The organism is Ensifer aridi (assembly GCF_002078505.1).
GTDB lineage: Bacteria > Pseudomonadota > Alphaproteobacteria > Rhizobiales > Rhizobiaceae > Sinorhizobium > Sinorhizobium aridi.
In genome coordinates this window covers 58,515-82,086 of record NZ_LUAV01000038.1, presented here as the reverse complement: position 1 = coordinate 82,086, position 23,572 = coordinate 58,515, and the positions used below count along the sequence as shown (strand labels likewise).

General features: G+C 61.9%; 18 protein-coding genes. 16 read left to right on the top strand and 2 right to left on the bottom strand.

Annotation, left to right across the window (positions count from 1 at the left end):
- Positions 1–276: 276 nt before the first annotated feature.
- From AYK65_RS29040 to AYK65_RS29005, 8 genes are all read left to right on the top strand, one after another.
- Complete coding sequence (locus tag AYK65_RS29040; protein WP_081162802.1) at positions 277–2,391, top strand: mechanosensitive ion channel family protein; 2,115 nt, start codon at positions 277–279, stop codon at positions 2,389–2,391.
- 98 nt (positions 2,392–2,489) lie between these two features.
- Positions 2,490–3,587 (top strand): glycosyltransferase family 4 protein, encoded by a 1,098-nt coding sequence (locus tag AYK65_RS29035; protein ID WP_081162800.1) that lies wholly within the window; start codon positions 2,490–2,492, stop codon positions 3,585–3,587.
- Positions 3,584–4,357: a polysaccharide deacetylase family protein gene (locus AYK65_RS29030; RefSeq protein ID WP_081162797.1), complete on the top strand. Its 774-nt coding sequence runs from the start codon at positions 3,584–3,586 to the stop codon at positions 4,355–4,357. The genes AYK65_RS29035 and AYK65_RS29030 overlap by 4 nt, the downstream gene beginning before the upstream one ends.
- A gap of 555 nt (positions 4,358–4,912) precedes the next feature.
- Positions 4,913–5,743 (top strand): N-formylglutamate amidohydrolase, encoded by an 831-nt coding sequence (locus tag AYK65_RS29025; RefSeq protein ID WP_081162794.1) that lies wholly within the window; start codon positions 4,913–4,915, stop codon positions 5,741–5,743.
- Positions 5,740–7,638 (top strand): flavohemoglobin expression-modulating QEGLA motif protein, encoded by a 1,899-nt coding sequence (locus AYK65_RS29020; RefSeq protein ID WP_081162793.1) that lies wholly within the window; start codon positions 5,740–5,742, stop codon positions 7,636–7,638. Before AYK65_RS29025 ends, AYK65_RS29020 begins: the two co-directional genes overlap by 4 nt.
- A gap of 9 nt (positions 7,639–7,647) precedes the next feature.
- Positions 7,648–8,694: a glutathione synthase gene (locus AYK65_RS29015; protein WP_081162791.1), complete on the top strand. Its 1,047-nt coding sequence runs from the start codon at positions 7,648–7,650 to the stop codon at positions 8,692–8,694.
- Positions 8,695–8,826: 132 nt separating this feature from the next.
- Positions 8,827–9,081 (top strand): hypothetical protein, encoded by a 255-nt coding sequence (locus AYK65_RS32835; protein ID WP_139812163.1) that lies wholly within the window; start codon positions 8,827–8,829, stop codon positions 9,079–9,081.
- Between the two features lie 144 nt (positions 9,082–9,225).
- A complete protein-coding gene (locus AYK65_RS29005) occupies positions 9,226–10,395 on the top strand; it encodes an aldose epimerase family protein (protein ID WP_338031552.1) in 1,170 nt (389 codons plus the stop codon).
- A 512-nt stretch (positions 10,396–10,907) separates the two neighbouring features.
- Here AYK65_RS29005 and AYK65_RS29000 read toward each other — a convergent pair.
- Positions 10,908–11,738 carry an MBL fold metallo-hydrolase gene (locus AYK65_RS29000; RefSeq protein ID WP_026614496.1) on the bottom strand — a complete coding sequence of 277 codons (831 nt, stop codon included), beginning with the start codon at positions 11,736–11,738 and terminating at the stop codon, positions 10,908–10,910.
- Between the two features lie 352 nt (positions 11,739–12,090).
- On the opposite strand from AYK65_RS29000, the gene AYK65_RS28995 reads away from it, so the two are divergent.
- The gene (locus tag AYK65_RS28995; protein WP_081162787.1) at positions 12,091–13,290 is read left to right on the top strand and encodes a DUF3095 domain-containing protein; all 1,200 of its coding nucleotides are present in this window, start codon (positions 12,091–12,093) and stop codon (positions 13,288–13,290) included.
- Here the strand turns inward: AYK65_RS28995 and AYK65_RS28990 are convergent.
- Complete coding sequence (locus AYK65_RS28990; RefSeq protein WP_081162786.1) at positions 13,280–14,617, bottom strand: nucleotide sugar dehydrogenase; 1,338 nt, start codon at positions 14,615–14,617, stop codon at positions 13,280–13,282. The genes AYK65_RS28995 and AYK65_RS28990 overlap by 11 nt on opposite strands.
- Here AYK65_RS28990 and AYK65_RS32200 point away from each other — a divergent pair.
- The 7 genes from AYK65_RS32200 (at position 14,617) to AYK65_RS28960 (ending at position 23,531) form a co-directional block, all read left to right on the top strand.
- Positions 14,617–14,883, top strand: coding sequence for a hypothetical protein (locus tag AYK65_RS32200; RefSeq protein ID WP_139793383.1), 267 nt, complete (start codon positions 14,617–14,619; stop codon positions 14,881–14,883). The genes AYK65_RS28990 and AYK65_RS32200 overlap by 1 nt on opposite strands.
- Before the next feature lie 139 nt (positions 14,884–15,022).
- A complete protein-coding gene (locus tag AYK65_RS28985) occupies positions 15,023–16,372 on the top strand; it encodes an adenylate/guanylate cyclase domain-containing protein (protein ID WP_081162784.1) in 1,350 nt (449 codons plus the stop codon).
- A gap of 7 nt (positions 16,373–16,379) precedes the next feature.
- Positions 16,380–17,345 (top strand): polysaccharide lyase family 20 protein, encoded by a 966-nt coding sequence (locus tag AYK65_RS28980; protein ID WP_081162781.1) that lies wholly within the window; start codon positions 16,380–16,382, stop codon positions 17,343–17,345.
- Between the two features lie 223 nt (positions 17,346–17,568).
- Entirely contained in the window at positions 17,569–19,461 is a 1,893-nt protein-coding gene (locus AYK65_RS28975; protein WP_081162779.1) for an ABC transporter ATP-binding protein, read from the top strand.
- Positions 19,458–21,359 (top strand): ABC transporter substrate-binding protein, encoded by a 1,902-nt coding sequence (locus AYK65_RS28970; protein WP_081162776.1) that lies wholly within the window; start codon positions 19,458–19,460, stop codon positions 21,357–21,359. Before AYK65_RS28975 ends, AYK65_RS28970 begins: the two co-directional genes overlap by 4 nt.
- Before the next feature lies 1 nt (position 21,360).
- Positions 21,361–22,359, top strand: coding sequence for an ABC transporter permease (locus AYK65_RS28965; RefSeq protein ID WP_026614490.1), 999 nt, complete (start codon positions 21,361–21,363; stop codon positions 22,357–22,359).
- Positions 22,356–23,531, top strand: coding sequence for an ABC transporter permease (locus tag AYK65_RS28960; RefSeq protein ID WP_026614489.1), 1,176 nt, complete (start codon positions 22,356–22,358; stop codon positions 23,529–23,531). The genes AYK65_RS28965 and AYK65_RS28960 overlap by 4 nt, the downstream gene beginning before the upstream one ends.
- Positions 23,532–23,572: the final 41 nt, after the last annotated feature.

Below are 23,572 nucleotides of genomic sequence, written 5' to 3'. Positions count from 1 at the left end.
GCTGCGGTCATTCCGATAGAGACTCCATTACGCGCGGAACAAAAGGCGCTTGCTATGCAAGCTGCGCCGCCTTGATCCTTTCGAGCATGGGGATGCTTCACCGAGCTCCCCACCGTTGCACCCACCGCTTCAACCATCTGGGATGGATCGCCGGATTCGGCGGTGAGCCGAAGTGGAATGGCGTGTGATTTGCCGCGTGACGCACATATGCTCGATATGCGAATATCGCTACGGGCGGTATGTATGCGGCATGTATAAAGACCGGGGGCAGTTCGCATGAGCGCAGGTTCAAGGCGTGGCAGACGAAGCATCGTCTTCGTTTCGGTCACTCTCTTTCTCCAGCTGATCTTCGGCGTTGCCGCTCCTTTGGCGGCCCAGGAGCCGGTGACGGCCGCGCCGCCGGCCAAGGTGCAGCAGTTGATCGAGTTGCTGGACGATCCGGAAGTCCGTCAATGGCTCGCGGCCAAGCAGGCGGCTCCGGCACCCGCCGCGACCACGCCTGCGGGGGGACTTGCCTCACGTTGGATAGCAGCGATCCGGAAGCATATTTCGGATCTCGGGAACGCCGTGCCGCGCGTGATGCCCGAATGGCACGCGGCGAGAGCGCGCATTGCCGTTGACATGCAAGCCTATGGGACGACCCCTGTCCTCAGGGGCTTCGCCATCGTCCTTTTCATCGGCTATGGCGCCGAATTCCTGCTCCGCTACCTGTTACGCCGGATCGTTGCGCGGAACGCCGCCAGGCCCGGCCATGGGCTCACGGCGCTTCTTCGCATCGCGCCGCTCGCCGTCTTCGCGGTTGCTGCCATCACCGCTTTCGTGCTTGCCGCTTGGCCGCACCAGCTCGAGGCCGCCGTCGCGCCGCTGCTGATCGCGTGGATCGTGGCCCGTCTGTTGATTGCGATCGCATCCGCAGCGCTGAAACCTTCCGAAGAGGCTGCGGCAGCGGATGCGCCGGAAGCGCCCGTCACGCTTGCTCCAGATGCCGCCCGCTTCTGGTACAAGCGATCCGTCCTATTCGTCTGCGCCTTCGCCTTCATCTGGGCCGTCGGCGACATGATGCAGGCGCTCTCGTTTCCGGAAGATGTCCGAAACTTGGTGACGGCCGGTCTCGGCTTCTTTGTTTTGGCGCTGGCGATCGATACCGCATTGCGCCGGCCCGCCCCGGACATGGCTGCCGGGCGGCGCATCCTGCGCAACACGCTGCTCACAGCGTTCCTCATCCTGTTGTGGCTCGTCTGGGTCGCGGGCATGAAGGTGCTGTTCTGGATCGGCGTCTATGTTCTCGGATTGCCGCCGCTGTTGCGCTTCACGAGCGCGGCGACGAGGGCGATGCAGGATACCGAAGCAGCCGACTACGTGCGCGTGATGCGCAATGTTCTGATCGACCGCGGCGCGAGATTCGTCATCATCGCGCTCGCGGCGGCTTGGCTTGCCGTTGTTTTCCAGGTCAACGGCAGCGCAATGCTACAGGATGATGTCTTCAACCGGGTTTTCCGCGGCGTTCTGGCCGGCGTTGTCATCCTGCTTGCAGCGGATCTCATCTGGCAACTGGCGAAGGAGTCCATCAACGTCCGCGTGAAACAGGCGAGCGTCGACGTCGCGGATCCGGCTGAGCTTGCCCGCAATACGCGCCTGCGCACGCTGCTGCCGATCCTGCGCAATTTTCTTGCCGCCTTCATTGCCGTCGTTGCCGGCATGATGGTGCTTTCCGGCCTCGGCGTCGAGGTCGGTCCGCTGATCGCCGGCGCCGGCGTCTTCGGCGTTGCGATAGGCTTCGGCTCGCAGACACTCGTCAAGGACATCATCAGCGGCATCTTCTACATGATGGACGACGCCTTCCGCGTTGGCGAATATATCCAGAGCGGCAGCTACAAGGGCACGGTCGAGTCCTTCAGCATCCGTTCCGTGAAGCTGCGCCACCATCGCGGCCCCGTCTTCACCGTGCCGTTCGGCTCACTCGGCGCCGTTCAGAACATGAGCCGCGACTGGGTCATCGACAAGTTCATGATCAACGTTTCCTACGATGCCGATGTCGCGAAGGTGAAGAAGGTCGTGAAAGGCGTGGGACAGGCACTGCTCGATGATCCGGAGCTCGCGCCGCTCATCATAGAAACGGTGAAAATGAAGGGCGTCGAGCAATTCGGCGATTATGGTATCACCTTGAGTTTTGCTATGACCACCAAGCCGGGACACCAGACGCAGGTCCGGCGGCGGGCGCAGGCGCTGATCAAGGAGGCGTTCAAGACCCACGGCATCCAGTTTGCCTCGCCGACGGTGCAGGTCGCGGCCGACGAGGCGCAGGCGTCGACGGCCGCCGCTGCCGCGACACGCGACGCGATCGCCAAGAGAAACGCGGCCGCGGCGCCTGGCGAGGCGGCGGCGGAATAGTCTGCGCGGCATCGGGACCGACGGATGCTCCAGCATTCGAAACGACATACGCGCCGTGTTGACATCAGGATAGGAAGGCAGGATAGCATTCGCCTCGAATGAAGATTGCCTTCCACGCGCCGCTGAAATCTCCTGATCACCCTGTGCCCTCGGGTGACAGGCAGATGGCACGCATGCTTATCGAGGCGCTGCGCCTGGCCGGGCACGAAATCATCATCGCCTCTGATTTGCGCACATTCTCGCGCGACGCTTCCAAGGCGGCCTTTGCGGCCCTCTGCAGTGAAGCTGAGCGGGAGATCGTGCGTGTTCGCGAGCTATGGCGGCGGGAGGGGCCGCCTGAGGCATGGTTCTGCTATCATCCTTATTACAAGGCTCCGGATCTGCTCGGCCCCCGCCTCTCGGCCGAATTTGCGATTCCCTACATCACGGCGGAAAGCTCCTATTCCTACCGGCGCAACACGGACGCCTGGAGGCTTGCGCAGGACGAGGTCGCGGCCGGCGCGAGGCAAGCCGCCGTAAACATCTGCTTCACCCACCGCGATCGAGAGGGGCTGCAAGAGGCAATACCAAGCGCGCGCTATGCGATGCTTGCTCCCTTTATCGATGTTTCGCCGTTTCGCGAGCTGCGGAGGACGAAGGTCGATGAGTGCCGGCTGTTCGCTGTTGCAATGATGCGTTCGGGCGACAAGATGGACAGCTACAGGATGCTCGCGCGCGCCCTGACGCTCGTCGTCGATCTGCCGTGGCGGCTGACGGTCGTCGGGGACGGCCCTGCTCGCGCCGAGGTGCACGAGATCTTTGCTGGGCTCCCGGCAGAACGGCTGGAATGGCGCGGCGAAGTGGAGCCGCAGGCAATCCCGGGAATTCTCGCGGATGGCGATCTCTATGTCTGGCCGGGCTGCGGCGAGGCCTACGGTCTCTCCTATCTGGAGGCTGAAGCGGCCGGGATGCCCGTCGTTGCGCAGCGGACCGCGGGCGTGCCGGAAGTCGTCTGGGATGAGGAAACGGGTTTGCTGACGCCGGCCGGAGACGTCGAAGCTTTCGCCGCGGCCATCCGACGCCTTCTCAGCGACGAGGCGCTGCGGGTACAGTTCGGCGGGCGCGCGAGGCATTTCGTATTTGAAGAGCGCTCGCTTCCGGCTGCTGCCGCGCGTCTCGGCGAGATTCTCAGCGAATTTGGCGGGATGGGAAGATGAAAGCGGCATCCATCTGGCAACCGCTCATCGATCGGCTGGACCGGTGCGAGGCGGCCGGAAAGACCTTCGATTTTTGGCTCCGCGACGACGATGCGGTCGAGCCGACGGCGGCGCTGGATCGCTTGCTCGAGCTGGCGGAGCGCTTCACCGTACCAGCGACCCTCGCCGTCATTCCGGCCGGTACTGACGAGCGGCTGTCATATGACCTCGCCGGCCGCGGCGATATCAGTGTCGCCGTCCATGGCTGGTCGCACCGCAACCACGCGCCTATGGGGGAAAAAAGCCAGGAGCTCGGCGCCCACCGGCCGCGAGAGGTGGTCTTGGGCGAACTCAGCGTCGGTTACACACGCCTTCGGGCACTCCATCCCTCCGCCTTCGTGCCGCTGCTCGTCCCGCCGTGGAACCGGATCGACGCCGGATTGATCGCCGGCCTCCCTCCCATCGGCTTCACAGCGCTTTCGGTCTTCGGGCCCGAAACGGGCGGAAAACCGCATCGGACCTTTGCGCATCCGGAGCTCACGATCATCAACACGCATGTGGACGTAATCGATTGGCATGGAGCGCGCGGGTGCCGCGACCACGAAGAGATCGTCGACGACATCGTGCGACGGCTGGACCAGTCGGGCGGAGGAGGAGGTGCGACGGGCATCCTGACCCATCATCTCGTTCACGACGAGAGCATCTGGGCGTTCCTGGAGAAGCTCTTCGAGATATCCGCTCCTCACCCGGCTTGCCGCTGGCGAAAAATCGCCGATCTCATAAATCGGTGACCTGCTGCTTTAAACAAAAGACAGGTCGGGACTGACGAAGCGCCGATCTTGGGCGCACAGTAGCGCGCACCGAACTGATAAAGGCCGCTGATCTCATCCAGGATCTTCCCGCCAAAGCCGTGGCCCACAGCGACCCCGAATGCCACAGCGGGCGCGCCGAACGGATGGAGGAACCACCCCCGGCTGGCGCGCCCATGGCGTCGGTGGCTGGTCCACGCGACGCCATGGGCGCTGCATTTCGCGCCGGCCTCCGTAGCCCGTTCCGCCGCAGCCTCGAGAGGCCCCGAGAACGGCATGCGCGACCAGCCGAATTCCCCGGTCGCCGCCCTCGAGGGAGTGACCTTTCGGACCGCGCCAGGACAGCTCGATCTGGCAGGCATCGCGTTTGATGTCTTGCAGGTTTTCGGTTTGGGCCCAAGTGCTGACGGCAACCGAGGCGACTGAATATGTCCGCGCAGACGAGGCTTGCGCAGTTCTGGAACCGAAAAGTCCCTTCGGAATTGTAGCTTAAGGCCGCTTGGGCTGAGTTCCAATGGAATGCGGCGGAACGATGACATGAACAAAACCTCGGATTTACTCGCGGATTTGGCGCTACCCGTGGCCGCCGAGTGGTGGACTCAGCATCGCGGCGATTCCCCCATCATCGCGACGGCAATCCATAATGGTCATATGACGCGCGATGCGGTGGAGCGTTGTTTCGCTCTTTCCAAGGAAGAGCGCCTCCGAGAGGAAGACCCCTTCACCGAGTTCATCATTCGCGATGTTCCCAATCGGATCGTCGTGCACCGCTCGCGTTTCGAGGTAGACATCAACCGGTCGCGCAATGGTGCCATCTACCTTCGCCCGGAACAGGCTTGGGGCCTCAAGGTCTGGACATGCGAGCTACCCCACGATCTCGTCGAGCGGTCGCTCGCCATGCATGATGAATATTATGAGATGCTGAAATCATTCCTTGCAGGCATCGAGCGGTGCTACGGACGCTTCGTCGTGCTCGACGTGCACAGCTACAATCACCGACGCAACGGCCCCGGGGCAGAGCCGACGGTCGCGGCCGAAGCGCCTGATGTCAACATCGGCACTTTTTCGATGGATCGCCGAAAGTGGGCGCATGTGGTCGACCGTTTCGCCGAAGCCCTGCGGTCCTTTGATTTTCGAGGCGGGCGTCTCGACGTCCGGGAAAACATCGCCTTTCAAGGGCGCGGTGAACAAGCGCGGTTCATCCACGAACATTTTCCCGACACTGGGTGCGCGATCGCCGTCGAATTCAAGAAGTTCTTCATGGAGGAATGGACGGGAACGCCACACGTGGAACCCCTCGTCGCGCTCAGGGAGCTGGTCGCATCGACACAGCCGGTGCTGGTCGAAGCTTTGGAGGCGGGCCGATGAAGCTGGCGAGTGCACGCATCCCTCGACAGGCGGGCTTTCCGGATTGGATGGCAGAGGTCATCGCGGCGATCGAAGCCGGCAAGCCAGTGCGCCAGGAACTTGCAGCCGGCGGCCGCCTCCATATCGATCGGCCGCTGCCTTTTCTCTGCGTCCACTTGTCGGGCGACCATAGCTCGCCGGTCGCCCGGGAAATAGCACAAGCGAATGCATCCTATTTGATTGCCCCCGATGCAGTCACGGCCACCCCGATCGTCGCAGCCGTTGGAACCATGCTCAAACGTCGGTTCGGCGCGCTCATGGTGCTCGAAATTGGGGAACTGGCCAGTGACGAGTTGCTGAACGACAAGGCCCCGCTTCTCTCGCCCTTCAAGGTCGAGATCGCGGCAGCGGACCAACCGGATATCCGAGCGGCCGCAAGGTCCTTCGTCGAAGCTGTCGAGGCGATCCAGGGGAAGTTCCGCACTCCACGAATCGAGTTTCGCAAGTGGCCGGACAGGCAAGCAGGCAGGGACAAAATGCTTGAGGTCGCCTTTCCCCAAATGCGGGTGCGGTTTGCGCCGATCTACCGCCAGCGCCAGTCCGGCACGATTTATCCTGAGATCCGCGAGCGCTTAATCGCCAGCATCTTTGACGCCGGCCTGCAAGCCATCGCTGCCTTTGCAAAGTCGACGAGATGCCTAACGATTACGACACATCGCGCCCTCGGACGGCAAGCCTTTGTCGATGCAGTGGTGCGCACCGACCGAGCCATTGACGATGTGGCCGCGAGCTTCGACTTCCTGCTTGCCGTTACTCCGATCAATGCGGAAGCGGCCTGGAACGAGTTCGCCGCAGGTGATTGCTCACGTGCGCCGCGATTTCTTTACCGGCCTTTGACGCTGCAGGCGGAGGCAGCAAAACGAAAGCTGTTCTCCATTCCCTTCGAGCATCTCGAAGACCCGGTGCTTTATCGACTCTACCGCGAAAAGCAACAGGAGCTCGATCTGCAACTCTCGATGCTTTCCGCGCGTGAGACGGCAAAGTTCGTTGAATTCGGCCGCGCCCTCTATGGTCCGGTTGAGCCGGGGCTGTTGCAAGCCGCAAGGGACATCCTTGCCAGGAGCAACGGTCGCGCAGAAGAAGGCGACGCCTCCGCGCGTCTCTACCAACAGACCGCAGACAGCTACCTGATCGAAAGGCGAGCACGCGAGATGATCGCCGAATATGCTCGTCGTTGCAGCGACTTCGACGCGCGTGTCGAGGTGCGGGACGATCTTCCCACCGGCTTGCTTGTCTCGGGAAGACGGCTACTCATCGCTCGAAGCACAGTGATGGAGAAAGATCGTGTTGAGCCGATCCTCAGTCACGAGATCGGCGTTCACCTGCTGACGTATTTCAACGGCTCGGCGCAGGGCCTGCGCCTGTTTCGTTCCGGTCTCGCCGGCTACGAAGGGATGCAGGAGGGCTTGGCCGTCTTTGCAGAATACCTTTCGGCCGGCATGACGCCCGATCGGCTGCGGCTCATTGCTGCCCGCGTAATTGCCTGTGCAGCCATGCTCGACGGCGCGTCCCTGCCGGAAGCCCATCGGCTGCTCGTCAACGAGCATGAATTCCAGAAAGCGGAAGCGTTCAACGTGGTCCTGCGCGTCTACCGCGGCGGCGGCCTCGTCAAGGATGCGATCTATCTGCGGGGGCTCTTGCAACTGCTCGACCATTTGGCAGATGGCGGGACGCTCGAACCCTTCTGGATGGGAAAGATCGCAGCCTCGCATTTCAGCGTCATGCAGGAACTGAATGCCCGAGGACTGCTCGGTGGACCGGCGGTCCGTCCGATGTTCCTCGACGCTGCGGAAGCGACGGCGCGGCTTTCCAGGGCGCGCTCGGCAAAGACTCCGCTTGACCTGTTGGACAACTAGGAGCCGGACATGCGCATCGCCTTTCTCGTCAACTCCATTGAGGGCGAGACGTCGTATTATACGACGACGTCACTCGCGCTTGCGGCGCTCGGACGCGGTCATGAGGTCTGTTACGTCACACCCGGCGATTTCGTGCTCCGGCCGGACAACAGCCTGCTGATCCGCGCGACCACATTGAATGGTTCCAAGCCGAAAAAGCCAGAAACATTGCTTAATGTCCTCAAGCGCGAACAGGCGAAGGTCGTGACGATCGACATACGGGAAATTCAGGTGCTCTTTCTTAGGAACGACCCGTCCGAGGATGCAGAAAGCCGTCCGTGGGCAGTTTATGCTGGAACCAATTTTGGGAGGCTGGCCGCGGCCGCGGGCGTCATCGTGGTCAATGATCCCGATGGCTTGGCGCTCGCGCAGAACAAGCTTTATTTTCAGGGATTTCCCGAAACCGTCCGTCCGACGACGCTGATCTCCAGGAGCATCGACGAGATCCGCGCCTTCATCGAGGATCACCCGGACGGTGTCATATTGAAACCGTTGCAGGGATCAGGCGGCAGGAATGTCTTCAAGATCCGCTCCAAGGGCGAGGCGAATCTCAATCAAATTTTCGAGGCAGCGAGCGGCGCCGGCTATCTTATTGCCCAGAATTATCTTCCGGAGGCCACCGCCGGTGACATCCGTCTGTTCCTGATGAACGGACGGCCGCTGGAGCGCAAGGGCGTCTATGCCGCCTTTCGGCGCGTTCCGGCAAAGGGCGATGTTCGCTCGAATCTGCATGCGAGCGGCACGGCTGAACCGGCGACCATCACACCGCAAGTTCTTGCCATTGCGGAAAAGCTGCGCCCCAAACTGACAGAGGACGGCATGTTCCTAGTCGGGCTCGATATCGTCGGCAACACCGTGCTTGAAGTGAACGTTTTCACACCTGGCGGCTTCCCCGAGATCGCGTCGATCCACGGAGTGGATTTCAGCGAGGATGTGGTGATCGCTCTGGAAGACAAGCTCCGCATTCGGCAGCTCTATGTCGGCGCCGTGTCGAATCGCGCACTTGCAACCCTTTGAAGAACCCTGCTGGATGAACTGCGCGTAGCAGTACGGAACGCCGACTGTTGCCTTAAGATAAGGCCCCTACGTCCACACCACATGGATCCCGTTGAACTGACCGACGAGTTCACCGCCTCCTCGGCGGAGAGCATGTCCATGACCATCCCGCCAATTGCGGCCACCTTCGCCGGTGACTACATCGAACGCGGCCTCAGGTACGCGGTCGATCCGGGCCGTTCTCGAGCATCTTCGCACCCCATCGCCGCCTCTCGGCCGCTTGCCGATTTTCTTGCGAAGAATGCTGATCCTGCCAGGGCGACCGCCGACGTTCTCCATAAATGCCGAACCTTACCCTTTTGGGAATTTCGAGAACGAATGGTGATCAGGCGATGCGTGTTGGCCTGAGGCTCCCGCAGCAGCTTCGTTGCTGGGCTTCGGGGCACACCAAGCGTGTAGAAACTTACGTTAATAGTCCAATGAGTTTAGAATTGGTCTTCTGGGCGGCTCGTCATAAGCCGCCGGCGAAGAGGCCAATCGAGGGAGGAAACCATGACGCGGATCGATCCCAACATGTCGCGTACCTGGCATAGGTCAGTGCTCGGCGCGGCCGTGCTCGGTATGGGTGTGCTTCTGGAGGGAACCAGCGCTGGAGCCGGCTCTATGGACGAGACCCCATTCGGAAACACCCAGGACGGCAAAGCCGTCAATCTCTACACGCTCACCAACGACAGGGGCGCGTCCGTCAAGTTCATCGCCTATGGGGGCATCATCACAGAGATAAACGTGCCCGACCGCTGGGGCAAGCTCGGCAACATCGTGCTCGGCTTCAAAGAACTCGCCGACTACGAATCCAAAAACCCCTATTTCGGCGCACTGATCGGGCGCTACGGCAATCGCATTGGTGGCGCGAAGTTCATGCTCGACGGCACGCAGTACCAGCTCGCCGCCAATAACGGGCCGAACAGCCTGCACGGCGGCACGAAGGGCTTCGACAAGGTTGTCTGGGCGGTCGAGCCGGTGGGCGGCGCGAGCGGCGCAGCAGCGCGCCTCAGCTACACGAGCAAGGATGGCGAGGAAGGCTATCCCGGCACGCTCACGGTCCGGGTCGTCTATACCCTCACTAACGATAACGAACTGCGCATCGACTACGAAGCGACGACGGACAAACCGACCGTGGTCAATCTCACCAGTCATTCCTACTTCAACCTCGCAGGCGACGGCACGGGCGGGATCGACGATCACATCCTCACGATCAACGCCGATCGCTACACGCCGGTCGATGCCACCTTGATCCCGACCGGGCAGCTCGCCTCTGTGGCCGGCACGCCGTTCGACTTCCGCCAAGGAATGCCGATCGGCGCACGCATCCGCTCGAACGACCCACAGCTGGTCTATGGCCGCGGATACGATCACAACTACGTGCTGAACCGGTCGGGTAGCGGGCTTTCGCTCGCCGCGCGAGTCTATGAGCCGCGCTCGGGCCGGATCATGGAGATCTCGACCACTGAGCCCGGCGTCCAGTTCTACAGCGGCAACTTCCTCGATTCGACGCTCGTCGGCGCTGCTGGTCAGCAATACCGCCAGACCGACGGCTTCTGCCTCGAGACGCAGCACTTCCCGGATTCGCCGAACAAGCCGTCTTTTCCGACGACGGTGCTGAAACCGGGCGAAACGCTGAAATCGACTACGATACACAAGTTCTCCACCGATGCCTCGTAGCGCCACAGGTGCATTCGTTCCTTGTCGCTGCACCGATGGGTCACTATGGTTCCGGGATTACAGCGAGGACATTTCGATTGAGGCGCCGCCGGAGTTCTGGGCGTCCTGGTGGGAGCTGAGGCAGCGTATCCAGAGGCCTGGCTTGCCTTTATGCTGGTGCTGTATCTTGCATCACCGTGCAACACGGGTGGCAAGTAACAGTTAGCCAGCAATTCGCTGAGTGACAGCAATGCTCGCTTGAAGCCGATACGCCCGAAATCCTTCGGGAGTGTGGCCAGCTTCGCCGTCATTCACGCGCGATGCTATGTGGTATGTCGTCAACGGCAAAGACAGGGAAGCAGCCGACACGGCGAGCAGTTCGCGCGGGTCGCACATTTTGCGCCCGGTTTGCGCCCTCACCGGTGAAAAATGGCACAAAGCATGCGAAGCCTATCGATGAGTAAATCGCATATCGCCGACGTTTCAGCAGTTACGGATACTCAAGCAAAGCCTTTAGAACTCGCTTTGAGATCTCATAGGTCGATGACCTGATGGTCTCGGGCGGCGAAGGCTCCGGCGAAAAAGGTCTGGACCTCCTGTTCCATGGCGGCGAGCGCTGCGTCGGTGCGCGAGGGGTCGTGGTGGAACATGGCGAGGCGCGGAATGCCGGCGGCCTTCGCCAGCTTTGATCCGTGGATGCCGGTCGAGTGTCCGTAGCCGCGATAGGCCGGCATCTCACTTTCCAGGTAGGTGCAATCGTAGACCATGAGGTCTGCGCCGTCGATGAACTCGAGGAGTGCGGGATCGAGAATGCCGGGCTCATGCTCCGTGTCATAGATGAGGGCGACGGCTCGCCCGCCCCAGTCGACACGGTAGCCGACGCAGCCGCCGGGGTGAACGAGACTCATGGTGCGGATGGAAACGCCCCTGCGGGGCGAAAGGACGTCGCCGGGGCGGAAGTCAAGACAGTCGAGGCTCGCCTCACAGATTGTCGGACCGACCGGAAACCATGGCGGACGCATGAACTCGGTGATCATTTCCTGAGTGGACATCGTACCGTTAAGATGCCCGGACCAGAAACGGACCGCCGTGCTGCAGGAATAGATCGGCTTGAAATAGGGCAGTCCGATAATGTGGTCGTAATGGCTATGGGTGAAGAAGACGTCGTAGTTCGAGATGCCCTCGGACTTCAGAGCAAGTCCGGCTTCGCGCAATCCCGAACCGGCGTCGAAGAGCAGCACCTCACTGCCGCAGCGGACCTCGATGCATGGTGTATTGCCGCCATAGCGCAGGAATTGCTCGCCGGATACCGGCAAACTGCCCCTTACTCCCCAGAACCGCACTCGAAAGGTGTTTTCCTGCATTCCTGTTTCGGCTTCGTGCTGCCCGCCTTGGCACCTTTGCCTTGCGCGCAAGGTCTAGACAAGCACAGATCATGATGGTCCTGCAAATGCAATTAGCATCCGGCCCCAGTGGTTCGCCTGTTTCCTGGGGTACAACGCGCCTGATGAAAATTTGTTTTCACGTTTGATGCTCTTATCCGCGGGCCATAGCCGTGACGCAAAAGCAAGACGCGCTTTTCGCTCGCCATTCCTCTAAATCATGAACGTGATCGATCCTCGTAAGTTAGCGCGGGATGCGGGCGGAAAACCGTGCACACTTTTCCTCGTCCCGCGCTATGCTCGGCACCTGGTAACGGCAAAGGGCGAAGCACCCATGGCGCAGGCAGCGGACATAGAGTTTTACGAGAGGCTTCCTCTTTTCGAGGCGTTCGAAGGCGTGGCTGACGAGGCCAATTACAGGCCGTTGCCCGAAGGCTGGTCGCTTGCCGTCGCCGACATCGTCGATTCGACGGGAGCGATCGCACAGGGGCGATACAAGAGCGTCAACATGGCCGGTGCGAGCGTCATCTCGGCGCTCATGAACGGGCTCGACGAGCGAAACCTGCCTTTCGTCTTCGGCGGAGACGGGGCGCTCGCTGCGGTGCCGGCGGCGCTGGCCGCAAAGGCGAGGGACGTGCTGGCCGCCGCCAAGACCTGGGTGGCCGAAGAGCTCGGCCTCGAGCTGCGTGCGGCACTCGTTCCGGTTGCCGACGTTCGCGCGCATGGGCTCGACATGCGCGTCGCACGTTTCAAGGCGAGCGAGGAAGTGTCCTATGCGATGTTCTCCGGCGGTGGTGCGAGCTGGGCGGAAGCGGAAATGAAGGCGGGACGCTACCAGATCGAGGCCGCTCCTCCGGGGACGAGGCCGGATCTTACCGGGCTCTCCTGCCGCTGGAACCCGATCGTGGCGCGTCACGGAACGATCGTGTCGATCATCGCGGTGCCGGGCGAGCGCGGCAACGGTCCCGAATTCCAGAAGCTGATCGGCGACATCGTGGCGCTGGCCGAAGGCGAGGAACGGGGCGGCCATCCGGTTCCGGAGGAGGGGCCCGAACCGCGCCTTTCGATCCAGGGCGTAACCATCGAGTCGCGCGCCGTCTCGCCGCGAGGCCGGCGCATTCTGGCGTGGCCGTTTATCGCCGTGCAGAGCTTTTTGTTGTTTCTCTGCTTCAGGCTCGGGATCAATTTCGGACCCTTCGATGTCAAGCGATACGCACATGACCTCGCCAACAACTCCGATTTCCGCAAGTTCGACGACGGGCTGAAGATGACGATCGACGTCAGCATCGATCGGTTGCGCCGGATCGAAGAGCGGCTGAAGCAGGGAGTGGCGGCGGGTATATCTCGCCATGGGCTGCACCGGCAGGATTCGGCGCTGATGACCTGCATCGTTCCCTCACCGATGAGCCGCGACCATATGCATTTCATCGACGGTGCGGCCGGAGGTTACGCAATGGCGGCAAAAAACCTCAAGGCGACCCTCTCCGGCGCAGGCCGCGAACGTGCGGACACTCGCTCGGCGATCACGCCTTGACGATGTGTTCGGCCGTTAGGCCGAGACGCGCAAAGACGTTGCGCGTATCGACGATCAGCGGCGCCCAGTCCAACAGCGAGGCATAGTCGACGGCGTCATGATCCGTTGCGACAAGCACCGCGTCGAAGCGGCGGATCGTTTGCTCGTCGAAACCGATCGACCGACGGCCCTTGAGGCCCATATGTTCCCGGGTCGAGGGAATTTCCTCCACATGCGGATCGTAGAAGGCGGCCTTGCCGCCGCGCTCCTCGATGAGTTCCATGAGCCTCAGCGAGGGGCTCTCGCGGATGTCGGGCACGTTCTTCTTATAGGCGAGCCCGATGACCAGAACATGCGAGCGGCTGAGAGCCTTGCCTTGCCGACGGTCGAGCGCTTCGGCGAGCCGCATCACCACGTGGCGCGGCATCGCCGAATTGATTTCGCCGGCAAGTTCGATGAACCGCGTCGGCAGTTCGTATTCTCGGGACTTCCAGGTGAGATAGAAGGGGTCGATGGGAATGCAATGTCCGCCGAGCCCAGGTCCAGGATAGAAGGGCATGTAGCCGAAGGGCTTCGTCTTGGCGGCCTCGATCACTTCCCAGATGTCGATGCCCATGGCCTCGTAGACGACCTTGAGTTCGTTGACGAGTGCGATGTTGACGGCACGGAAGATGTTCTCGGTGAGCTTCACCGCCTCGGCGGTGGCGTTCGAGGAAACCGGGACCACGGTCCTGACGACGGCGGCGTAGAACCGTTCCATCAAGGCGGCCGCAAGCGGGCCATCGCCCGCCACCACCTTCGGGATGCTCACCGTCTCGAAGGCGCGGTTGCCCGGGTCTTCGCGCTCCGGAGAGAAGCCGATGAAGAAGTCCGTCCCCGACTTGAGGCCCGTCTCCTCCAGGATCGTACGCACGATGCCATCGGTCGTGCCCGGATAGGTGGTCGATTCCAGCACGACAAGCTGGCCCCGGCGCAGGCAGGCGGCGATCGAGCGCGACGTGTTTTCGACGAACGAAAGGTCCGGATCGCGGTGCTTGGTGAGCGGCGTGGGCACGCAGATGACGATCACGTCGCAAAGCGCGAGTTCGGAGAAATCGGTTGTCGAGCGGAAGCGTCCGCCGGCGACCTCACGCGCGAGCGCTTCGTCCGAGACCGCTTCGATATAGGAGCGGCGGGCGTCGAGCGCGACGATCTTCGCAGGATCGATGTCGAAGCCCGTTACCGGGAAGCCCGAGCGCGCGACCGCAATGGCAAGCGGCAGGCCCACATAACCCAGTCCGATGACGCCGACGCGCGCGGTGCGGGCGGAGATCGATTCGACGAGCCTGTCGTAATGAGGGGAGGTCAATGGTTGCTTCCAATTCTCGTGGAGGGCCGGTTCCAGCGATGCCGACGCCGATTATCCCGTTTTTGTTGGCGAGAAAGGAGAGCCAAGTCAAGCCGCGCCCCTCTTCAGCGAAATTGCGGTCGCGCCCCGGCAATTTGAGGGTGCAATGCGCCGGGCGGTTGCGTGTACGATCCGGCAGCAATCAAAATTCGCTCGCCTCTCTGGAAAAAGCGCCCGGCGGTGAATATCTGCATGAACATAGCGCGGCGATCCGTTCGCTGCGTTAACGGCCGCGGGAGGCGGCAGGAACCTTCTTTACCGACGGGTGCCATAGTCGAGCGCTACCGCGGATCGGGCGATCTTGATCGCCAGTTCCGCGAGACCTTGCGTTGGCGGCAACCGTCACCGCGACGACGAGGACATGGCATGGGCCCGATCAACGAGAACGTTTCTGAAATCCTCCTGGACAAGGTCGCGGACTGGCTCATGCGGACTTCGCTCAGCGACGAATCGCTGGAGACCATCGTGCGCGGCTTCTGCGAACGGTTGGCCGCAGCCGGTCTGCCGCTCATGCGCGTTCATCTGTCCTTCTCCATGCTCCATCCGCTTTACGACGCGCTCGGCTTTACCTGGTGGCGCGGCAAGGGCGTCGAGGTGAGCGGACTGCGTCACGAGGAGCTGGCGCTCAACCCCGAACGGTTCCTGCGTAGCCCCTATTACTATCTGCTCAGCAACAATCTCGACCATGTGAGACGGCGGATCGATCCGGCCGAGTCGTCGGAATTTCCGATCATCGACGAACTGAAGGAGCAGGGCGCGACCGACTACATCGCCTTCATGCAGCCGCTCGGGGCCGAATCCGAACACGGCATGGTCGGCTCCTGGACGACGGACCGTCACGGCGGCTTCAGTGACGATGTGATCGCCGCTCTGCTGAGACTTCAGAACCACTTGGCGATCGCCGCGAAGGTTGCCGTGCTCGGCAAGCTGGCCGATAACATGTTGACGACCTATCTCGGCGCCAATGCGGGGCGGCGCGTGATGAGCGGTCAGGTTCGGCGCGGTGACGGCGAAACGGTCCGCGCGGTTCTCGTCATGGCGGACATGCGCCAGTCCACCGTGCTTGCCGAAAAGGAAGGCCGCCAAGCCTATATCGAATCCTTGAACGGCTTCTTCGATGCGATTGCCACGCCGTTCAACCGGAACGGCGGCCAGATCCTGAGCTTCGTCGGAGACGGCTTCATCGCCGTCTATCCCTGCGGCCGGCACAAGGAGCCCTCGGAGATGGCGAGCCGCGAGGCCTTCGCTGCCGTGGGTGCTGCGACCGCGCGCATGGCCGCGCTCAATGCCGAACGCAGGCAGCAGGGCCGCGACGCGATCGGCTACGGCATCGGGCTCCATGTCGGCAACGTCATGTTCGGCAATGTCGGGCTTCGCGACCGGCTGACCTTCTCGGTCTTCGGCTCGGCGGTGAACGAGGTGCAGCGGCTGCAGAACTTGACGAAGAAATATGCGCATAGCGTCGTCGCGAGCGAAGCCTTCGTCAATTACTGCGGCGGCGAGTGGCAGACGCTCGGACAGGAGAAACTGCGCGGTATCCGCCAGAAGTTCACCGTTCTTCACCCTCGGGACACCGCCCTTGCGGCAACAGAGCAGGAGCGGGCCTACGACGCGACGGAGGATGGACTTTCCGAGGCGGAGCATGTCATGTTGCTCTACCGTAACAAGAAGCGGCCGCCCGCGCCGCGCGGCTTGATTGACAAGATGCTTCAATGAGGGGTCGATGCTTCGTATAGTTCTGCTCGCGGCAGCGCTTGCCGCGCCAGGTGTCGCTTGTGCCGAGTCCCTGGAACTTCCGCCCCATGAGCGGAAACTGGTCGACGGCTTCGAGGGCGAGGATTTCGCGCCCGAGGGCGGGCTTTATTACCGCGAGAATTCCGAGCAGAGCGCGGGCACCTACGCGTTCCAGAGCGACGTCAAGCGTACGGGCGATGGCGGACTGAAGCTCAGTATCGTCCCTAAATGTCCCGCGACCGAAGGCGGCTGCAGCGAACGGGCGGAAATCTGGGAGAAGACGGAGCTGCGCGTGCCCTATGACCAGGGGGTCTGGTACGGCTTCTCAGTCAAGTTCGCCGATCCGATACCGAGCGGCGATCATCGCTATCTCATTGCACAGTGGAAGCGCGAGATCGATCATGGGGCCGATGGCGATTTCAGCCCTTTTCTGGCATTACGCATGAATTTCGGCAAGCTCTTCGCCACCGTAGAAACCAACTATCTGCCGCCCGTTTCGAGCGGGCCGGCGAACGTTCCGGCGCGCTGCGGCGCCGGCGAAGTGCCCGTTTGGCTCCGGCCCGATCTCAACCAAATGCGGATGCTCGTGGCAACAGACGGTAACTGGAAGGCCGAGGACGGCCGGCTGTTCAACTCGTGTACGAACGGGGTGACCGTTACCAATCACGGCAATCCCTTGCCCGATCCGAAATCCGGCTGGATCGATTTCGTCGTCTTCACCAAACCTGGTCCCGACGGTTCGGGCCGCATCGAGCTCTTTGCCAATGGCCAGCCGATCATCACCGTCAAAGGGCACATAGGCCATGCGGACAAGGGTCTTGGCGAAAATCAGTATTTCAAGTTCGGTCCCTATCGTGCGGCCGATATTACCGACTGGACGCTCTATTACGACGACTTCCGTCGCTCGCCGCGCTGTGAGGACGTTCTGACGAACGGCGCTTGCCCCTTCTCGTAAGACAGCGCCGACGTTCCTATCGCCTCCCCAAGCTCTCCGGCGGTACGCTGGACAGCCCGTTGAAGCTACGCTAGTGTTTTTGTGGTGGCGGACGCTACAGCGGGTCATGCGTTCTTTGGAATGTGCGAGTGTCGCTGTACGCTTGAAATTGCTGCATGATTTTGCCCATGGCGGCTCCGGATTGGGAATTGTGCAGGAGGGGTAATGAGGGAAGCGTGTTGCGATGACGTCAGGAGCGGACCTGCTACGGGTTGAGGGTCTGCGGATCACATTCTCGGTGCTCGGCGGCGAGGTGGAAGCCGTTCGGGGCGCAAATTTCAGGATCTTGCCGGGCAAGGTGACTGCGCTCGTGGGCGAGTCCGGATCCGGAAAGTCGGCGATCAGCCAGGCGATCATGGGCATCCTGCCGAGCGTGGCGAAGGTCGGCGGCCGGGTGCTGTTCAATGATCCGGAGGCTGGAACGAAACCGGTCGACCTGCTCTCGCTGGACACGGACGGACATGAGATCCAGGCGATCCGTGGCGCACGCATAAGCAAGATCTTCCAGGAGCCGATGACGTCACTGTCGCCGCTCCACACGATCGGAAACCAGATTTCCGAAGTGCTCACGATCCACACGGACGCGGACGGGTCCGAGCGGCGGGCGAGGACGGAACAGCTCCTGGGTTATGTCGGATTTTCCGATCCGAAGCGGGCCTACGACATGTACCCCTTCGAACTCTCCGGCGGCATGCGGCAGCGCGCCATGATCGCGATGGCGCTCATCTGTCGGCCTGCGCTGCTTATCGCGGACGAACCGACCACCGCCCTCGATGTGACGGTGCAGGCACAAATCCTGCAGCTCCTGCGGGAGCTCCAGTCCAAGCTCAACATGGCCATGCTGTTGATCACGCATGACCTCGGCGTCGTCGCCAACATGGCCGACGAGGTCGTCGTCATCTATCACGGCGATATCGTCGAGGCCGGGCCGGTCGATGCGATCTTCCGCAATCCCCAACATCCCTATCTCAAAGGGCTGATGGCGGCGGTGCCGCATTTCGATATGAAGCCCGGTGAGCGGCTGAAGGCGCTTCGCGAGGTGCCGGTCAAGGCCGGCACGCTCCTCGGCAGACCGGACGCCCGGAGGGTCTCGGGGCCGGATGTCCTCGTGTCCGTGCGCAATGTATCCAAGACATTCGCGACGCGCAGCTCGGGCTGGTTCGGCACCGGCGCCGCGTCGAGTCATCGCGCGGTCGACAATGTCAGCTTCGATATCCGTCGCGGTGAATGCCTGGGGCTTGTCGGCGAAAGCGGCTCCGGCAAGACGACGGTGAGCAAGATCCTGATGCGGGCGGTGACGCCGGACACCGGGTCCATCACTTTCGACGACGGAGAAGGGGCGCTCGACGTCCTGAAACTCGATGGCCCGGAGCTCAAGGCGCTGCGTGCAAAGATCCAGATGGTGTTCCAGGATCCGGTCTCGTCGCTTTCGCCGCGGATGACCGTCAAGAACATCCTCAGCGAGCCACTCGAAATTCACGGGCGCGGCACACCGAAGTCGCGCGTCGAGACCGTTCGCTCGCTCCTGCAGGCGGTTGGCCTCGACCAGCGCTTCATCAACCGTTATCCGCACAGTTTTTCCGGCGGCCAGAGACAGCGCATCGGCATCGCACGAGCGCTCGCGCTCGTGCCGCAGCTTCTGATCTGCGACGAGCCCGTTTCGGCGCTCGACGTTTCGGTGCAGGCCCAGATCCTCAATCTGCTTAAGGATTTGCAGAAGGAACTCGGGCTGACGACGTTTTTCATCTCGCACAACCTTGCGGTCGTGGACTACATGGCCGATCGCATCGCCGTCATGTGCGCCGGGCGGATCGTCGAGCTGGCGCCGCGCGAAGTGCTGATGCGCAATCCGGTCCATCCCTATACGAGGTCGCTACTTGCGGCCATTCCCTATCCCGATCTCGACCGGAAGCTCGATTTTGATTCGCTTCAGGCGAGCGGAGGATCGGACCAACAGCGCTGGGGCGTGCAATTTTCGGACGGCGGAGAGGAGAATGCGCTTTTTCCCGCCGATCTCGGCGGCGGCCATTATGTCCTCGCCCGCAAATCGGTGGATGCGAGGGAGTTACGCCCATGATCACCCGAAGAACAGCGCTTGCCATCCTTGCATCCACGGCATTCCCGAAGGTCCTGCTTGCTGCACCGGGCGAGCTGGACGCGCTCGCGCCGCTCGTTCAGGAAGGCAAGCTCCCGCCGCTCGCCGAGCGACTGCCGAAGACACCACGCGTGATCAATGTCGCGGGGATGGGGCGCGAGCCCGGCCGACACGGCGGTACGATCCGCAGCATCATAGGCAGCGCCAAGGACATTCGTCTAATGACCATCTACGGCTATGCCCGGCTGGTCGGCTACGACGAGGACCTCAACCTCCACCCGGACATCCTTGAGAGCTACGAGACGGTCGAGGATCGCATCTTCACCTTCCGTCTGCGCGAGGGGCACAAGTGGTCGGACGGGACGCCGCTAACGGCCGAGGATTTCCGCTACTGCTTCGAGGATGTGCTGCTCAACGAGGACCTGTCGCCGGCAGGCCTGCCGACAGCGATGGTCATTGACGGCGAGGCGGCAAAGTTCGAGATCATCGACGAGCTTACGCTGCGCTATTCCTGGTCGAAGCCCAATCCGGATTTTCTGCAGAAGCTCGCGGCACCGCAGCCCCTCGTCATCGCCATGCCGGCCGCCTACCTCAAGCAGTTCCACAAGAAGTACCAGGAAGAGGACAAGCTCAAGGCGATCCTGAAGGCTGAGCGCCTCAAGAAGTGGAGCCAACTCCATATGCGCATGGCGCGTTCGTACCGGCCGGAGAACCCCGACCTGCCGACACTCGATCCATGGCGCAACACCACGCCGCTGCCGGCCGAACAGTTCGTGTTCGAGCGCAATCCCTATTTCCATCGCGTCGACGAAAACGGCATCCAACTGCCTTATATCGACCGCTTCGTGCTGAGTGTCAGCTCGTCCGCGCTCATTCCCGCGAAGACCGGCACGGGTGAGAGCGACCTGCAGGCGCAGGGAATAGATTTCGTCGACTACACCTACCTGAAGGATGCCGAGAAGCGCTATCCGGTGAAGGTCAAGCTCTGGAAGAAGACGTCGGGTTCGCGTCTCGCGCTGCTTCCGAACCTCAACTGCGCCGATCCGGTATGGCGGCCGCTTCTGAGGGACGTGCGGGTCCGCAGGGCGCTTTCGCTCGCGATCGACCGACGCGAGATCAACATGGCGGTTTTTTACGGGTTGACGAGGGAAAGCGCCGACACGGTCCTGCCGGACAGTCCGCTCTTCCGGCCCGAGTTCGCCAGTGCCTGGATCGCCCATGATCCGGAGCAGGCGAACGCCCTCCTCGACGCGGCGGGGCTCGCCAAACGCGGCAGCGACGGCATCCGCATCCTTCCCGATGGTCGCAGGGCGCAGATCGTGGTGGAAACGCCGGGCGAAAGCACGCTCGACACGGACGTGCTGCAGCTCATAACCGACTATTGGCAGAAGGTCGGGATCTCGCTCTTCATCCGCACCTCTCAGCGCGACACCTTCCGCAGCCGCGCGGTCGGAGGAGAGATCATCATGTCGATGTGGTTCGGCATCGACAACGGCGTGCCGACTGCGAGCATGAATCCGGGGCAGCTTGCCCCCACGGCCGATGATCAGCTGCAATGGCCGGTTTGGGGCCTGAATTATATTTCGCATGGTGAAATGGGAGAGGCGCCCGACCTGCCGCCGGTGGTCGAGCTTCTCGACTTGCTCAAACGCTGGAGACTTTCATCGGACGATGTCGAGCGGGCGGACATCTGGCGACAGATGCTGTCGATCTATGCGGATCAGGTCTTCTCGATCGGCCTCGTCAACGGCTCGCTGCAGCCGATCGTCGTTACGACGAGGCTGCGCAATTTCCCCGAAAAGGCGCTCTACGGCTTCGACCCGACGAGTTACTTCGGCGTCTACAAGCCCGACACCTTCTGGCTGCAAGAGGGCAACTGACATGCTGCGCTACATTCTTTGGCGTATCGCGGTCATGGTCCCGACGCTCCTCATTATCTCGGCGCTCGTCTTCACCATTATCGAGCTGCCGCCGGGCGACTATTTCGAAAGCTACATTGCCGAGATCAGGGCGCAGGGCGAAGGTGTCAACATGGAGCAGATCGAGGCGCTGCGCCAGCAGTACGGCTTCGACCAGCCGCCGCTGCTGCGCTACCTGTACTGGGTCGGCGGCATGCTGCAAGGCGACTTCGGCTATTCCTTCGAATATGAACTGCCGGTGAGCGAGGTCGTCGGAGACCGGCTGTGGCTGACGGTCCTGGTCTCGTTCTTCACGATCATGTTCACCTGGATCATCGCCTTTCCAATCGGCATCTATGCCGCTACGCACCAATATAGCTGGGGCGATTACGGCCTGTCTCTGGTCGGCCTCATCGGCATCGCCATCCCGAACTTCATGCTGGCGCTGATCCTCATGTATTTCGCCAATACCTGGTTCGGGACCTCTATCGGCCATTTGATGGACCAGAAATATCTCTCCGAGCCGATGAGCTGGGAAAAGGCGAAATCGATCCTCGAACATCTCTGGATTCCCGTCATCATCATCGGTGCGGCGGGCACGGCCGGCATGATCCGGCGGCTGAGAGCCAACCTGCTCGACGAGCTTCAGAAGCAATATGTGGTGACAGCCCGGGCCAAGGGGCTTTCGCCTTCGCGCACGCTTGTCAAATACCCGCTGCGCATGGCGCTCAATTTCTTCATTTCCGACATCGGCTCGATCCTGCCGGCGATCATCTCCGGCGCGGAAATCACGGCCATCGTGCTTTCGCTCGAAACCACAGGGCCGATGCTGATCAAGGCGCTGCAGAGCCAGGACATGTATCTCGCCGGGTCCTTCCTGATGTTCCTCGCGTTTCTCACAGTAATCGGCGTCCTGATCTCCGATCTCGCGCTTGCCGTTCTCGATCCCCGTATCCGTCTGCAAGGCAGGAGCACAAAGTGACGTCCCCGATTCCGGCGCCCGGCGAGCCTCTGCCGCATTACGTTTCGACCGCACCGTTCGATCCCTATTCCGTCGAGGTAATGACTGAAGAGCAGGTGCGGGTGAACCAGGCGTCGCAGCTCCGGCTGATGTGGTGGAAGTTCAAGCGGCACAAGGTGGCGCTGGTATCCGGCATCTTCCTGGCGGCGCTCTATGTCATGATCCTCTTCTGCGAGTTCCTGGCGCCCTACAACCTGCACACGCGCAATGTCGATTTCATCTACGCGCCACCGCAGCGTGTCCATTTCTTCCATGAAGGCTCTTTCGTCGGCCCCTTCGTCTACGGCCGGACGATGACGCTGGACATGGAGACGCTGAAACGAAACTACGCGGACAATCCGGCGGACATCGAACCGATCCGCTTCTTCTGCCGCGGCGACAGCTATAATTTCTGGGGGCTATTCGAGAGCAATCTGCATCTGGTCTGTCCCGCGGAAGGCGGCCAGCTCTTCCTGCTGGGCACCGACAGGCTCGGCCGCGATGTGCTGTCGCGCATCATCTATGGCGCGCGGATTTCGCTGACGATAGGGCTTCTCGGCATCACCGTCAGCTTCGTTCTCGGCATCGTCATCGGCGGGCTCGCCGGCTACCACGGCGGCGTTTTCGATCTGGTCGTGCAGCGGGTGATCGAGGTTCTTCAGTCGATCCCGAGCATTCCGCTCTGGCTTTCGCTCGCGGCGATCATGCCGGCGACATGGAGCCCGATCCTCATCTATCTCGGCATCACCGTGATCCTCGGGCTTCTCGACTGGACGGGCCTCGCACGTGCGGTCCGTTCGAAGCTGCTGGCCCTCAGAGAAGAGGATTATGTTCTCGCCGCTCAGTTGATGGGGGCAAGAGGCAGCCGTATCATTGCGCGGCATCTCGTTCCCGGCTTCATGTCCCACCTCATCGCGACAGCAACGATCTCCATCCCCGGCATGATTCTCGGCGAGACGGCGCTGAGCTTCCTCGGGCTGGGGCTTCGTCCTCCGATAACGAGCTGGGGCATTCTGCTCACAGAGGCGAAGAGCGTCAGCGTCATCGCCTTCTACCCATGGCTGCTTTTCCCCACCATACCGGTCATTCTTGTGATATTGGCGTTCAACTTCCTGGGAGATGGGTTGCGCGACGCCGCCGATCCCTACAAATAGCCCCCGGTATCGCGCCGTCCGATCGCAAGCGGGCGCTGCAG